This window comes from Streptomyces sp. CNH189, from assembly GCF_000527195.1.
In genome coordinates this window covers 58,465-73,079 of the sequence record NZ_AZUS01000001.1, presented here as the reverse complement: position 1 = coordinate 73,079, position 14,615 = coordinate 58,465, and the positions used below count along the sequence as shown (strand labels likewise).

Here is a 14,615-nt window from a genome sequence, read left to right as displayed (position 1 = left end):
GACGCCCCACGCCCACGCCGACGCCGGTGCTCGGTGCCCCTTGGGCGAGGTCGCGGCGGGGGCGGGGCTCGGTGTCAGTGTGGCGTGGCAGGATCGGACACGTGGCAGACACAGCATCGAAGAAGACCGACCAGACCCCCGGCGGAAGCCGCCCGCGCCTGATGCTCATGGACGGGCACTCACTGGCGTACCGCGCGTTCTTCGCGCTGCCCGCGGAGAACTTCACCACCGCGACGGGCCAGCCGACGAACGCGATCTACGGCTTCGCGTCGATGCTCGCCAACACCCTGCGTGACGAGGCGCCCACGCACTTCGCGGTCGCCTTCGACGTGTCCCGCAAGACATGGCGGTCCCAGGAGTTCACCGAGTACAAGGCGAACCGTTCAAAGACCCCGGACGAGTTCAAGGGCCAGGTGGAGCTGATCGGCGAGCTGCTCGACGCGATGAACGCGCCGCGCTTCGCCGTCGAGGGCTTCGAGGCGGACGACGTCATCGCCACCCTCGCCACCCAGGCCGAGGCCGAGGGCTTCGACGTGCTGATCGTCACCGGCGACCGGGACTCCTTCCAGCTGGTCTCCGACCACGTCACCGTGCTGTATCCGACCAAGGGCGTCTCCGAGCTGACCCGCTTCACCCCGGAGAAGGTCTTCGAGAAGTACGGCCTCACGCCCGCGCAGTACCCGGACTTCGCCGCGCTGCGCGGCGACCCGTCGGACAACCTGCCCGGCATTCCCGGCGTCGGCGAGAAGACCGCCGCGAAGTGGATCAACCAGTTCGGTTCCTTCGCCGGGCTGGTCGAGCGGGTCGAGGAGGTCAAGGGCAAGGCCGGGCAGAACCTCCGCGACCACCTGGAGGCCGTCAAGCTCAACCGCCGGCTCACCGAGCTGGAGCGCCGGGTGGAGCTGCCGAAGGGTGTGCTCGACCTGGAGCGCACCGCCTACGACCGCAAGGCCGTGGCGATGATCCTCGACACCCTGGAGATCAGGAACCCGTCCCTGCGTGAGCGGCTGTTCGGCGTCGACCCCGGCGCCGAGGAGGCCGACACCACCCCGGTCGTCACGGACGGCGTGGAGGTCGACGGCACCGTGCTGGGCACCGGCGAGCTGGCCGGCTGGCTGGCGGAACACGGCACCGGACCCCTCGGCGTCGCCGCCGTCGACACCTGGGCGCTCGGCACCGGCTCCGTCGCCGAGATCGCGCTGGCCACGGCGGACGGACCGGCCGCCTGGTTCGACCCGTCCGAGCTGGACGAGACCGACGAGCAGACGCTGCGCGCCTGGCTCGGCGACGCCGCCCGGCCCAAGGTGTTCCACAACGCCAAGCGCGCCATGCGGGTCTTCGCCGAGCACGGCTGGGAGATCGAGGGCGTCACCATGGACACCGCGCTCGCGGCGTACCTGGTCAAGCCGGGCCGCCGCTCCTTCGACCTGGACGCGCTGTCCCTGGAGTACCTGCACCGGGAGCTGGCGCCCGCCGCCGCCCCCGACGGGCAGCTGGCCTTCGGCGCGGACGACGGCGCGCAGGCGCAGTCGCTGATGGTGCAGGCGCGCGCCATCCTCGACCTGGGCGAGACCTTCGAGGGCCGCCTGGCGGACGTCGGCGCCTCCGACCTGATGCGCGACATGGAGCTGCCCACCTCCGCCCTGCTCGCCCGCATGGAGCGGCACGGCATCGCGGCCGACCGGGCGCACCTGGAGGCCATGGAGCAGATGTTCGCCGGTGCGGTGCAGCAGGCGGTGAAGGAGGCGCACGCGGCGGCGGGACACGAGTTCAACCTGGGCTCGCCCAAGCAGCTCCAGGAAGTCCTCTTCGGCGAGCTGGCCCTGCCCAAGACGAAGAAGACCAAGACCGGCTACACCACGGACGCGGACGCCCTGGCCTGGCTGGCCGGCCAGACGGACAACGAACTCCCGGTGATCATGCTGCGTCACCGGGAGCAGGCGAAGCTGCGGGTCACCGTCGAGGGCCTGATCAAGACGATCGCCGCGGACGGCCGGATCCACACCACGTTCAACCAGACCGTCGCCGCGACGGGCCGGCTCTCCTCCACCGACCCCAACCTGCAGAACATCCCGGTCCGCACGGACGAGGGCCGCGCGATCCGCCGCGGCTTCGTGGTCGGCGAGGGCTTCGAGTCCCTGCTCACCGCCGACTACAGCCAGATCGAACTGCGCGTGATGGCGCACCTCTCCGAGGACGCAGGCCTGACCGAGGCGTTCACCTCCGGCGAGGACCTGCACACCACCGCCGCGGCCCAGGTGTTCTCGGTCGAGCAGTCCGCGGTGGACGCGGAGATGCGCCGCAAGATCAAGGCGATGTCCTACGGCCTGGCCTACGGACTGTCCGCGTTCGGCCTCTCCCAGCAGCTGAACATCGAGGCGGCGGAGGCGCGCCAGCTGATGGACGCGTACTTCGAGCGCTTCGGCGGCGTACGGGACTACCTGCGCCGCGTCGTGGACGAGGCGCGGGCGACGGGCTACACCGCGACCCTGTTCGGCCGCCGCCGCTACCTGCCGGACCTCAACAGCGACAACCGTCAGCGCCGCGAGGCGGCGGAGCGGATGGCGCTGAACGCGCCGATCCAGGGCACGGCGGCGGACATCGTCAAGATCGCCATGCTGAACGTGGACCGCGCGCTGCGTGCGGCGGACCTGCGCTCCCGCATGCTCCTCCAGGTCCACGACGAAATCGTCCTGGAACTGGCCCCCGGCGAGCGCGAGCAGGTCGAGGACCTGGTCCGCCGCGAGATGGCGTCCGCCGTCGAGCTGCGGGTCCCCCTGGGCGTCTCGGTCGGCGTCGGCCCGGACTGGGAGTCGGCGGCCCACTGAGGCCGGCCGCCGCGGCCGCGGAGAGCGTGACCCGATCGGGCGGGCGTCCGATCGGCTCACCTCGCCGGTGCGCGGGGACGGCTCCGCACGGGCCACAGCAGCTCGCGCTGCCCGCCGGGCTTCGGTCCGGCGGGCAGCGGTGCGCCGCCGGCCGCCCGCGGGGGTGCCACGCGTCGCGGCTGCGGGGCGTCCGGCCGGCGGGTCCGACACCGAGGGTCCGACAGGGCACCTCGCGTCGTCGGACGCCGTGCGTCGTTGGCCGCCGGCCGCGCGTCACGCAGGGCCTGTCGTTGCGCGCGGCAGGCAGTGGGCCGGCAGATCGCCGTGTCTCCCCCCGGACGCCGTGCGGGTGTCGGGGCCTTCGGCCGGGCGGGACCGCGACTTCCTGGTGGGCGGCGGGCAGCTGAGCCGGGCGTGGTCCTGAGCGGCACCGTGCGGCTCGGTCCGCCGCGTGGGTCGTCCGCCCGGAAGGGCTTCCGCAGGGGCGTCGGGGCGTATGCCGGGCACGGGGGTGTTTCACCCACGTGGCCCCCGCAGGGGGGCCGTCGGTGAGGTGGGCGGACAGCATGCCATGCATGGGTATACGCATGCTTCACCGCAGAGCGGCACCCCCGCGGGCCGGATCCGACGGACCCACCCCCAAGACGTTTCCGCCGGTCCCGGTCTTCGCGGCCGCCGCAAGTACCGCCCGCATCCCCACCGGTCTCACCACCGGACTCCGTGACGCCGCCGCCCACCTCGGCCGCCGCCTCACCGACGGCCGATGGAGAACCGGCCGCACCCCCACCGCCCCCGGCCAGGGGACCGAGCAGCCGCCGTGGCGGCTGTGGGCCGAGCTGGCCCGCGCCTACCTCACCCTCGTCCTCACCCTGCTGCCCCGGCCCCGCCCGGTCCGCACGGTCACCGTGTTCGTCGCCGCGAGCGAGACGCTCAGCGTGCGGCCGTACGGTCCGGCCGCCGCGTATCCACGTCCGCAAGGTCCTCCGCGGCCGGGGCCGGACGCCGCACCCTGACGGCCACGGCGTACACCGGCAGCGCGAGGACCAGCCCCGCGCCCGCGCCGAAGCACACGGTCGGAATCAGCTCGTAGGGCTTCGCGACGGAGCCCCAGTAGGCCCACCACCGCGAAGCTCGCAGCACCGCCGCCACGAGCGCGCAGCCGCCGATCAGCGCGAGCGCCCGCCACCGGTCGCCCGCGGACAGCACCGGCACCCCCGAGGGCCCCGCGGCCCCGGGGACCGCGCGGCGCACCGCCCGCGCCACGAACAGCGCGACCACCACCGCGGCCACCGCCGAACTCCCGTACTGCGCGTACCAGTACACCGGCGACCCGCCGATCTCCTCGCCCAGCACCGGGACGAGCCGCGTCCCCCACCGGTCGTGATGGGTGAACGCGTCCCAGACCACGTGCGTCGCGACCCCCAGCACCGCCGACACGTACCAGCGCGCCACCAGGGAGGGCCGTACGCGCGCCCGCGGCGCACCGCACCGCGTCAGCGCCGCCACCCGCCCCTGACCCGCCCGCGGCAGCAACGCCACCAGCGGCTCCCGCACCAGCAGCCACAGCCCCACCAGCACCCAGGCGATGACGACGTCGACGGTGAACACGCCCCAGGCCGCGTGCGTCACGTCACCGAACTCCATGGCCCCGGACACCACACTTGCCGCGTAGTAGGTCATGTCGGGCGCGAAGCTGCCCGCGACCAGCACGGCCGGGACCAGCGGGCCGCGTCCGCCTCCGTCGGTGCGGACGGCGGGCAGGACCGCCGCCGCGTGGCTGAGTGTGAACGGCAACGGGACTCCTCGCGGCAAGGGTTGGCCGGGACGGTCAACGGGCGCGTCGGCCGGCGGCCCCGGTGATCGGGGCACCCAGTATTCGGCAGAGCGCGACGCCACCGGCCGCCACCCCGCGGACCTGCCCCTCGAAGAGATGGCCAACCGGTGAATATCGGGCAGCAACGGGTGTCCGCGCAAAGCAAGTTGTCGTAGGGTCGCGAGGGTCGCCGAGCCGGGGCCGCACAACAAGGCAACCGGCGGGGCGCACGGATCGTCACAACAGGGCGGGCACAGCACACGGTGACGGGCGCCGACAGCGCCCACGGGAGGGGTTCACTCTATGGCGGCGCAATTCGGCAGGAGGCTGCGCAAGGGAGCGGCAACCACCGCCGTGGCCGCGGCAGCGGTGGCGGCCCTGTCCGCGTCCCAGGCTCCCGGCGTGACGGTCGACGACCAGGGCAGACAGAACACCGGCGACGCCACGTCCGCGCCCGACACGACCGTCGACGGCGACGACAGTGCCACCGGCAACTCGCCGTACTACACGGACCTCCCTCCCCTCAGCAGCCCCAACCCGTCGCCCTCCGCCGGCTCGGAGACCGGCACCGGCGCCCAGGGCGCCACGGAGGCCGGCATACCCGCGACCGTCCTCGACGCCTACAAGAAGGCCGAGGCCGCGCTGCGCGAGAAGAGCCCCGGCTGCAACCTGCCCTGGCAACTCCTCGCCGCCATCGGCAAGGTGGAGTCCGGTCAGGCCCGGGGCGGCCAGGTCACCGCCGACGGCACGACCGTCTCGCCGATCCTCGGCCCCCAGCTCGACGGCAACGGCTTCGCCCTCATCAAGGACACCGACAAGGGTGCCTACGACGGCAACGCCACCTACGACCAGGCCGTCGGCCCCATGCAGTTCATCCCCTCCACGTGGGACTGGGCGGGCCGTGACGGCAACGGCGACGGCCGCAAGGACCCCAACAACGTCTACGACGCCGCCCTCGCCGCCGGTCACTATCTGTGCCGCTTCGACTGGGACCTGTCCGAGCCGAAGGATCTGAGGAAGGCGATCCTCAGCTACAACAACTCCACGGACTACCTGAACACCGTCCTGTCGTGGCTGGAGTTCTACCGCAAGGGCACGCACGAGATCCCGGACGGCAGCGGCAGCCTGCCGGTGGACCGCAGCGACGACGGCCGCCCCGGCGTCACCCCGTCGGCCCCGGGCACCACCCCGCCGGCCAGGCCCGGCACCCGGCCCGGCAAGCCCACCGGTTCCCGGCCCACCCCCACCTCGCCCGCCCCCGGCGGCGGCCCGAGCGCGCCGCCCACCACGCCGCCGGCGACCACCCCGCCGACGCCCACCGACACGGTCGGTCACCTGGAGGACGCCGGCACGGCGAGCCTGACCGCCATGGCGGGCCACACCTTCGCCGAGCGCATCAGCACCCGCGCGGAGACCGACGCGGGCAAGGCGGTGGCCAAGGTACGGATCCGCTTCACGATCGTCGGGGACACCGACACCACCTTCGCCGGCGGGGAGAGCGTGGCGACCGTCGTCACCGACGCGTCGGGTGTCGCCGTGGCGCCCGCGCTGCTGGCGGGGGAGAGGACCGGCGCGTTCGCCGTCCAGGCCGCCGTCGTGGGGCGCTCCGTCAAGGGGGTCGCCTACAAGGCCACGGTCACGGAGCGGGCCGCCGACGCGCTCGTCCGCACCGGAGAGAAGGCGCTGACATGCGTGCCGGGCGGCGAGTTCGCCGAGCCGGTCGAGGTCAGGGCCACCTACCGGGGCGAGGCCGCGGGCAAGGTCGCCGTCGCCGCCACCCTCGTCACGTCGGCCGAGGACCTCACCGAGAACGACAAGGGCCCCTTCTTCAAGGACGCCGACGGCAAGGCGGTCCGCACCTTGACGGGGCTGAGGACGGGCGCGGACGGCCGGCTGACCCTGCCGAAGCTGTACGCGGACGACACCGCCGGCACGTTCCTGCTCCGCCTCACCACGGCGGGCGGCGCGACCCTCACGGTGGAACTGACCGTGGCCCCGGCCGACACCCCGTCCCCGGACCCGGACCCGGACCCTTCCTCCGACCCGGACCCGACCCCGACGGAGACCCCGACGTCCTGACGCCCTGACGCCCGCTCACCGTGGTGAGCGGGCGGTGGCGGCCCCCCTCCACCGCCCCGCGCGCGATCGCGCCGCTCAGCGGCGCAGCCGTGCGTTCGTGTGGCGGGTCGGGCGGGCCGACGCCGGGTCCTCGGGCCAGGGGTGGCGGGGGTAGCGGCCGCGCAGTTCGGCGCGCACCTGCTGGTAGCCCTCCCGCCAGAAGGACGCGAGGTCGGCGGTCACCGCGGCGGGCCGTCCTGCCGGGGACAGCAGGTGGACCAGCAGCGGCATCCCGGCGACCGTGGGCGACTCCTGCAGGCCGAACATCTCCTGGAGCTTCACGGCCAGCACCGGCCGCTCCGGGTCGGACCAGTCGATCCGTATCGCCGACCCGCTGGGCACCGTGATCCGCTCGGGCGCCAGCTCGTCGAGGCGCGCCGCGTCCCCGGAGGCCCACGGCAGCAGCCGCCCCAGCGCCTGCCCGGCGTCGATCCGGGCGAGGTCCGCCCGGCGCCGCGCCCGGCTCAGCTCCGGTTCCAGCCACTCGTCCACGCGCGCGTGGAGCGCCTCGTCGGACACGTCGGGCCAGGGCGCGCCCCGTAGCGCGTGCAGGAACGCCAGCCGCTGCCGCAGGACGGCCGCCCCGGCCGGCCACCGCAGCAAGCCGAAGCCCTCCCGCCGCAGCCCGTCCAGCAGCGCGGCGCGCACCAGCGACGGGTCGGCGTCGGTGAGCGGCCGCGCGGTCAGCTCCACCACCCCGAGCCGTTCGACGCGCCGTGCCACCACGTCCCCGTCGGCCCAGTGCACCTCCTCGCGCCGCTCCGCCAGGGCCCCCGCCGCCCAGCGGGCCACGTCCTCGTCCACGGCGGCCCCCAGCAGTACGCGTGCGTGCCCGCGCCCCACGGGACGGTCGGCCACGGCGACGGCGATCCACTCGGTGCCGCGCAACGCGGACGCCGCCCCCACCTCGGCACGGGTCCCGCCCGCCATCAGGTACGACCCGCCCTCCGCCCGCGCCACCCGCTCGGGGAACGCGAGCGCCACGACGACACCGGCCGCCCGCTCCTCCGCACCCACGCCCGCGGACGCGGATGCCGTCCTGCCGCCTTCCGCGGCGCCGCCGGGCGCGGTCCCGCCCGCCGCGGACGCCGCCCGGCGCAGCCGGCGCACCTCCGTGCGCCAGCGGGCCGCGTACCCGTCACCGCCACGGCGTGCGGCGCGCAGCGCGGCGGCGAGGTCGTCGCCGTAGTCACGCGGTGGCTCCTCGGACAGCAGGGCGACGACCTCGGCCGCGAGACCGGGACCCACCCGGGGCGCGGCGTCCATCAGGGCGCGCCCCAGACGCGGATGCAGGCCGAGGCGGGTCAGACGGGCACCGCGCTCCGTGGGGCGCCCGTCCGGACGTACGGCGCCGATCGCCGCCAGGACGTCCCGGGCCGCCGCCATCGCACCACCCGGCGGTGCGTCCAGGAGCGCCAGCCCCGAGGCGTCCGGATCGCCCCAGCAGGCCGCCTGCAGCGCGAACGCCGTCAGGTCGGCCACCTTGATCTCGGGGGAGGGGAACGACGGCAGCCGCCCGTCCTCCGCCTCCGCCCAGCAGCGGTACACCGCGCCCGGGGCCTCACGCCCGGCGCGGCCCGCCCGCTGCCGCCCCGCGGCCCGTGAGGCCCGTACCGTCGCCAGGGCGCTCAGCCCGCGCGCGTGGTCGACACGGGGCTCACGGGCGAGACCCGAGTCCACGATCACCCGCACGCCGGGCACCGTCAGCGACGACTCGGCGACGGACGTCGCCAGCACCACCCGGCGCCGCTCCCCGGGCGACAGCACCGCGTCCTGCACGGCGGCCGGCGCCCTGCCGTGCACCTGCAGGACGTCCACCCCGGCCAGGCCGCCCAGCAGCCCGGCCACCCGGGCGATCTCCCCGACCCCCGGCAGGAACACCAGCACGTCGCCGTCCCGCTCCGCCAGCGCCCGGCGCACCACCGCCGCCACATGCGTGAGCAGCGCCGGGTCCACCCGCATGCCGTGCGGCGGCCGCACCGCGCGCGGGGGCGGCGCCCACACCACGTCCACGGGGTGCGCGGTGCCCCGCGCCTCGACCACGGGCGCGTCGCCCAGCAACCGGGCCCACCCCTGCGCGTCCGTCGTCGCCGACGCGGCCACCAGCCGCAGATCGGGCCGCAGCGTCTCGCGCACGTCCCACAGGAACGCCGCCGCGGTGTCCGCGTCCAGATGCCGCTCGTGGCACTCGTCGAGCACCACGACGTCCACCCCGGCCAGCTCCTGGTCGCGCTGCAGCCGCTGGAGCAGCACACCGGTCGTGACGACCTCCACGCGCGTGTCCGGGCCCACGGCCCGCTCCCCGCGCACCGTGAAGCCGACCGGCCCGCCGACCCGCTCGCCCAGCAGCCACGCCATGCGCCGGGCCGCCGCGCGGGCCGCGATCCGCCGCGGCTCGGCGACCAGCACCCGCCGTGCGGGGCCCGCGCCCCACAGGCCGGCCAGCACCAGCGGCACCAGGGTCGTCTTGCCGGTGCCCGGCGGGGCGACCAGCACGGACGTGCCGTGCGTGGCGAGAGCCTCGGTGAGCCCGGGCAGGGCCTCGCGGACGGGAAGGGACTCCAGGGCGTCCTGACGGATCACGCGCTCAGTCCCGCGCGCACACGAAGATCGCCGTGCCGGGGATCAGGTTGCCCCGCAGCGGGGACCAGCCGCCCCACTCGGAGGTGTTCCAGGCCGGCCACTCCGGCTCCACCAGGTCCACCAGCCGGAAACCGGATGCGACCACGTCACGCACCCGGTCCCCGAGCGTCCTGTGGTGCTCCACGTACACCGCGTTCCCGCTGTCGTCCTGCTCGACGTACGGAGTGCGGTCGAAGTACGACCCGGACACGCTCAGCCCCTCCGGGCCCGGCTCGTCGGGGAACGCCCAGCGGATCGGATGGGTCACGGAGAACACCAGCCGCCCGCCCGGCCGCAGCACCCGGTGCACCTCACGCAGCACCAGCCGCGGATCGGCCACGAAGGGCAGCGCGCCGTACGCCGAGCAGGCCAGGTCGAAGGAGCCGTCGGCGAAGGGCAGGGCGACCGCGTCCGCGCACACCAGGGGGAACGCCCCGCCGATGCGCAGCGCGTGCTGGAGCTGGCGGTGCGAGATGTCCAGGGCGACGGGACGGGCGCCCTGCGCGGCCAGCCAGCGGGAGCACTGCGCCGCGCCGGCGCCCAGCTCCAGGACGTCGCGCCCCTTCAGCTCCTCCGGCGGGCCGAGCAGCTCCGCCTCCACCTCGTCGAGGCCTTCGGGGCCCCACACGAAGCGGTCGTCGCCGAGGAACGTGCCGTGATCGGTCTGGTACTCGTCGGCGTTGCGGTCCCACCAGCCCCGGTTGGCCCGGGAGCTCTCCGTGACCCCGGCCTGCCGCCGGGTCGCCTCGGGTTCGGGGACTTCGGGCTCTTGGATGGTGGGCTCCCTCGTCGTACTCTTCCGTCCAGCCGGGTCCCCGGTGTGTCGCCGAGGGGGTCTTCTTCACCCCTGCGTGGCCTCGGGAGACGGCAGTTGTGCCGGTTATGCGGCGATCCGCCCCGGGTGGGCGGCTTCGCGCATTGACCCTGCCCGGCCGTCCCCGTATGCTACAAGTTGCGCTGCGGGCCTGCGCACCTCAGACGTAGCAGGCTGCGCTCGCATCTGTATGTATGTCCCCTCGGTTGTCGAGGCGTCACCGGTTTTTCGTGGCGCTTCCTTGGCTGTCCGGCTTCTGCAGAGCGAAACGGGCTCCGGCGTAGCAGTACCTACGACTTCAATGTCCGTACCGGAGCCCTTTCCCACATGACGAGCAGCACCGAGACCACCGCCACCACCCCGCAGGTAGCGGTCAACGACATCGGTAACGAGGAAGCCTTCCTCGCCGCGATCGACGAGACGATCAAGTACTTCAACGACGGCGACATCGTCGACGGCGTCATCGTGAAGGTCGACCGGGACGAGGTCCTGCTCGACATCGGTTACAAGACCGAAGGCGTTATCCCGAGCCGCGAGCTTTCGATCAAGCACGACGTCGACCCCAACGAGGTCGTCGCCGTCGGTGACGAGATCGAGGCCCTTGTTCTCCAGAAGGAGGACAAGGAAGGCCGCCTGATCCTCTCGAAGAAGCGCGCCCAGTACGAGCGTGCCTGGGGCACCATCGAGAAGATCAAGGAAGAGGACGGGATCGTCACCGGTACCGTCATCGAGGTCGTCAAGGGTGGTCTCATCCTCGACATCGGCCTCCGTGGCTTCCTTCCGGCCTCCCTCGTGGAGATGCGCCGTGTCCGCGACCTCCAGCCCTACGTGGGCAAGGAGCTCGAGGCCAAGATCATCGAGCTGGACAAGAACCGCAACAACGTGGTCCTGTCCCGTCGTGCCTGGCTGGAGCAGACCCAGTCCGAGGTCCGCCAGACGTTCCTCACCACCCTGCAGAAGGGTCAGGTCCGTTCCGGCGTCGTCTCCTCGATCGTCAACTTCGGTGCCTTCGTGGACCTGGGTGGCGTCGACGGTCTGGTTCACGTCTCCGAACTGTCCTGGAAGCACATCGACCACCCCTCCGAGGTCGTCGAGGTCGGCCAGGAGGTCACGGTCGAGGTCCTGGACGTCGACATGGACCGCGAGCGCGTCTCCCTGTCGCTGAAGGCGACCCAGGAAGACCCGTGGCAGCAGTTCGCCCGCACCCACCAGATCGGCCAGGTCGTGCCCGGCAAGGTCACGAAGCTGGTTCCGTTCGGTGCGTTCGTCCGCGTGGACGAGGGCATCGAGGGTCTGGTCCACATCTCCGAGCTGGCCGAGCGCCACGTGGAGATCCCGGAGCAGGTCGTCCAGGTCAACGACGAGATCTTCGTCAAGGTCATCGACATCGACCTCGAGCGCCGTCGCATCAGCCTCTCGCTGAAGCAGGCCAACGAGGCCTTCGGTGCCGACCCGTCGACGGTCGAGTTCGACCCGACCCTGTACGGCATGGCCGCGTCCTACGACGACCAGGGCAACTACATCTACCCCGAGGGCTTCGACCCCGAGACCAACGACTGGCTCGAGGGCTACGAGAAGCAGCGCGAGGAGTGGGAGCGCCAGTACGCCGAGGCGCAGCAGCGCTTCGAGCAGCACCAGGCGCAGGTCATCAAGTCCCGCGAGGCGGACGAGAAGGCCGCTGCCGAGGGTGGCGAGGCTGCCGCTCCGGTCGCGTCCGGCGGTGGCGGCGGCGGTTCGTACTCCTCCGAGGGTGGCGACCAGTCCGGCGCCCTGGCTTCGGACGAGGCGCTGGCCGCGCTTCGCGAGAAGCTGGCGGGTGGCCAGAGCTGAACGCTCGCCGCTGAGGTGTAGCGGTTGAACTGAGGGGCCGTACCTTTCGAGGTGCGGCCCCTCAGGCGTGCCCCCGTGCGGTGCGTTGTCGGCTGCGGCACCCGTGGGGGGTCCCGCGCAGTTCCCCGCGCCCCTTCGAGGCGTTCCCCTCAGGGCATCCGCGGCGTGCTGGGAATGCCTGTGCTTCGTGCCACGTTGTGGTGGGTGAAACACGAGGAGGAGCGGTCACTGTGCTTGATCCGCAGGATTTGTACGCCTGGGAGCCGAAGGGTCTGAGCGTCGTCGACATGGCGCTGGCCCAGGAGTCGGCCGGACTTGTCATGCTCTACCACTTCGACGGATACATCGACGCGGGGGAGACCGGGGACCAGATCGTCGACCGGCTCCTCGACTCGCTGCCCCACCAGGTCGTCGCCCGGTTCGACCACGACCGGCTCGTCGACTACCGGGCGCGTCGCCCCCTGCTCACCTTCACCCGCGACCGGTGGACCGACTACGAGGAGCCGGACATCACCGTGCGGCTCGTCCAGGACGCCACCGGCGCGCCCTTCCTGCTGCTCTCCGGCCCCGAACCGGACGTGGAGTGGGAGCGCTTCGCCGCCGCCGTGCGCCAGATCGTGGAACGCCTCGGGGTGCGCCTCTCGGTGAACTTCCACGGCATCCCCATGGGCGTCCCGCACACCCGTCCCGTCGGCATCACCCCGCACGGCAACCGCACCGACCTCGTCCCGGTGAGCAACAGCCCCTTCGACGAGGCGCAGGTCCCCGGCAGCGCCGAGGCCCTGGTCGAGTACCGGCTCATGCAGGCGGGACACGACGTCCTGGGCGTCGCGACGCACGTGCCGCACTACATCGCCCGCTCCCCGTACCCGGACGCGGCCCTGACCGCGCTCGAGGCCGTCACGGCCGCCACCGGACTGGTGCTGCCCGGCGTGGCGCATGCGCTGCGTACCGACGCCCAGCGCACCCAGACCGAGATCGACCGCCAGATCCGGGAGGGCGACGACGAGCTCACCGCCCTCGTCCAGGGTCTTGAGCACCAGTACGACGCAGCGGCGGGCGCCGCGACCCGGGGCAACATGCTGGCCGAGCCGGTGGACATCCCGTCGGCGGACGAGATCGGCCGCGAGTTCGAGAAGTTCCTGGCCGAGCGGGAGGGCGACAACTGACGCCCGCCGGACCGCCGGCCGGCGTCAGGGCCTAGGCTGCTGCCCATGCTGACAGTGGGGCTGACCGGCGGTATCGGAGCCGGCAAGAGCGAGGTGTCGCGGCTGCTCGTGAAGTGCGGGGCCGTGCTGATCGACGCCGACCGCATCGCACGCGAGGTCGTCGAACCGGGCACTCCCGGCCTCGCCGCCGTCGTGGAGGCCTTCGGCGAGGAGATCCTCGCCGAGGACGGCGGCCTGGACCGGCCCCGCCTCGGCGCCCTCGTCTTCGGCGACCCGGAGAAGCTGGCCCGGCTGAACGCCATCGTGCACCCCCTGGTGGGCGCCCGTTCGCGGGAGCTGGAGGAGGCCGCGCCCGAGGACGCCGTCGTCGTCCACGACGTCCCCCTCCTCACCGAGAACGGCCTCGCCCCGCTCTACGACCTCGTGATCGTCGTCGACGCGAGCCCCGAGACCCAGCTCGACCGGCTGGTACGGCTGCGCGGCATGAGCGAGGAGGACGCCAGGGCCCGCATGGCCGCCCAGGCAGGCCGCGAGCAGCGCCGGGCGATCGCCGACATCGTCGTCGACAACGATGTGCCCCTCGACGCCCTGCGGCGGCGCGTCGAGGAGGTGTGGGCCGAGTTGGTCCGGCGCGCGCAGGAGTCCCCGCCGGAATAGCCGGCACCGCCCGGGGCGTTGATCCCGTTCAGCGAGGGAAGGATTGCGCCGTGCCCGAAACCAGTGGTGCGCCCGGACGTACGCCGGAGACGCACGTCATCGACTTCCGTGCCGCCGAGCACCTGCTCGCCTCCCGGGACCCGCGGGGCGCGGTGAAGCTGCTCGACGGCGTCATCGACGTCCACCCCGAGAACACCGCCGCCCGGCTGCTGCGGGCGCGCGCCTTCTTCGCGGCGGCCCAGCTGCGGCCCGCCGAGCTGGAGTTCTCCCTCGTCCTGGAGCGGGAGCCGGACAACGCCTTCGCGCACTTCGCGCTGGCCCGCACCTACCAGCGCCAGGGCCGCCCCCACCCGGCCAAGCGCCACTTCCGGCTGGCGGCCGCGCTGGACCCCAACCCGGAGTACCTGAAGGCGGCCCGCTTCGACGACTGATCGACGGCTGAGCCGACGCACGGGGCAGGCGACGACGCCTCGCCGTATCCGTTCAGCGCCGGCCCGCCGGCGGTTCGTACGGCGGGACGTCCCGGCCCGGTTGGTAGTGCGGGCCCTGGCGGATGTGCCGCAGGACGAAGACCAGGTCGGCCGTCACGAGCAGGAACAGCATTCCGCAGGCCAGCGCCCAGCCCGGATGTCCCGCGAGCGCGAACGCCACCGTCCCGGCCACCGTCCAGACGACGCCCCACACGCTGAGCCAGAACCGCATCCGCAGCGGACTCCGCGCGGTCGTCGGTTCACTGCCCGTACGCATCGCGATCCCCACTCCGT

10 protein-coding genes are annotated in these 14,615 nt (G+C 73.4%); 6 read left to right on the top strand and 4 right to left on the bottom strand.

Going from position 1 to position 14,615, the window contains the following annotated elements:
* The first annotated feature begins 101 nt into the window (after positions 1-101).
* Positions 102-2,828, top strand: coding sequence for a DNA polymerase I (gene polA / locus B100_RS0100325; RefSeq protein WP_024882480.1), 2,727 nt, complete (start codon positions 102-104; stop codon positions 2,826-2,828).
* Positions 2,829-3,758: 930 nt separating this feature from the next.
* On the opposite strand, the gene B100_RS0100320 is transcribed toward polA, so the two are convergent.
* Positions 3,759-4,622 carry a DUF4184 family protein gene (locus B100_RS0100320; protein WP_024882479.1) on the bottom strand — a complete coding sequence of 288 codons (864 nt, stop codon included), beginning with the start codon at positions 4,620-4,622 and terminating at the stop codon, positions 3,759-3,761.
* 322 nt (positions 4,623-4,944) lie between these two features.
* Between B100_RS0100320 and B100_RS0100315 the strand changes: the two genes are divergently transcribed.
* A complete protein-coding gene (locus tag B100_RS0100315; RefSeq protein WP_024882478.1) occupies positions 4,945-6,720 on the top strand; it encodes a lytic transglycosylase domain-containing protein in 1,776 nt (591 codons plus the stop codon).
* Between the two features lie 75 nt (positions 6,721-6,795).
* Here the strand turns inward: B100_RS0100315 and hrpB are convergent, their stop codons facing one another.
* Positions 6,796-9,342, bottom strand: coding sequence for an ATP-dependent helicase HrpB (gene hrpB, locus B100_RS0100310; RefSeq protein ID WP_024882477.1), 2,547 nt, complete (start codon positions 9,340-9,342; stop codon positions 6,796-6,798).
* Between the two features lie 4 nt (positions 9,343-9,346).
* Positions 9,347-10,156 carry a class I SAM-dependent methyltransferase gene (locus B100_RS0100305; RefSeq protein ID WP_024882476.1) on the bottom strand — a complete coding sequence of 270 codons (810 nt, stop codon included), beginning with the start codon at positions 10,154-10,156 and terminating at the stop codon, positions 9,347-9,349.
* A 366-nt stretch (positions 10,157-10,522) separates the two neighbouring features.
* On the opposite strand from B100_RS0100305, the gene rpsA reads away from it, so the two are divergent.
* From rpsA to B100_RS0100285, 4 genes are all read left to right on the top strand, one after another.
* On the top strand, positions 10,523-12,025 hold the full coding sequence (gene rpsA, locus B100_RS0100300; RefSeq protein ID WP_024882475.1) for a 30S ribosomal protein S1: 1,503 nt from the start codon (positions 10,523-10,525) through the stop codon (positions 12,023-12,025).
* A 230-nt stretch (positions 12,026-12,255) separates the two neighbouring features.
* A complete protein-coding gene (locus B100_RS0100295) occupies positions 12,256-13,194 on the top strand; it encodes a PAC2 family protein (protein WP_024882474.1) in 939 nt (312 codons plus the stop codon).
* A gap of 45 nt (positions 13,195-13,239) precedes the next feature.
* Positions 13,240-13,851 (top strand): dephospho-CoA kinase, encoded by a 612-nt coding sequence (gene coaE / locus B100_RS0100290; RefSeq protein WP_024882473.1) that lies wholly within the window; start codon positions 13,240-13,242, stop codon positions 13,849-13,851.
* A 50-nt stretch (positions 13,852-13,901) separates the two neighbouring features.
* Entirely contained in the window at positions 13,902-14,282 is a 381-nt protein-coding gene (locus tag B100_RS0100285; protein WP_024882472.1) for a tetratricopeptide repeat protein, read from the top strand.
* Positions 14,283-14,334: 52 nt separating this feature from the next.
* Here B100_RS0100285 and B100_RS0100280 read toward each other — a convergent pair whose 3' ends face one another.
* Entirely contained in the window at positions 14,335-14,598 is a 264-nt protein-coding gene (locus B100_RS0100280; protein WP_024882471.1) for a DUF6343 family protein, read from the bottom strand.
* Positions 14,599-14,615: the final 17 nt, after the last annotated feature.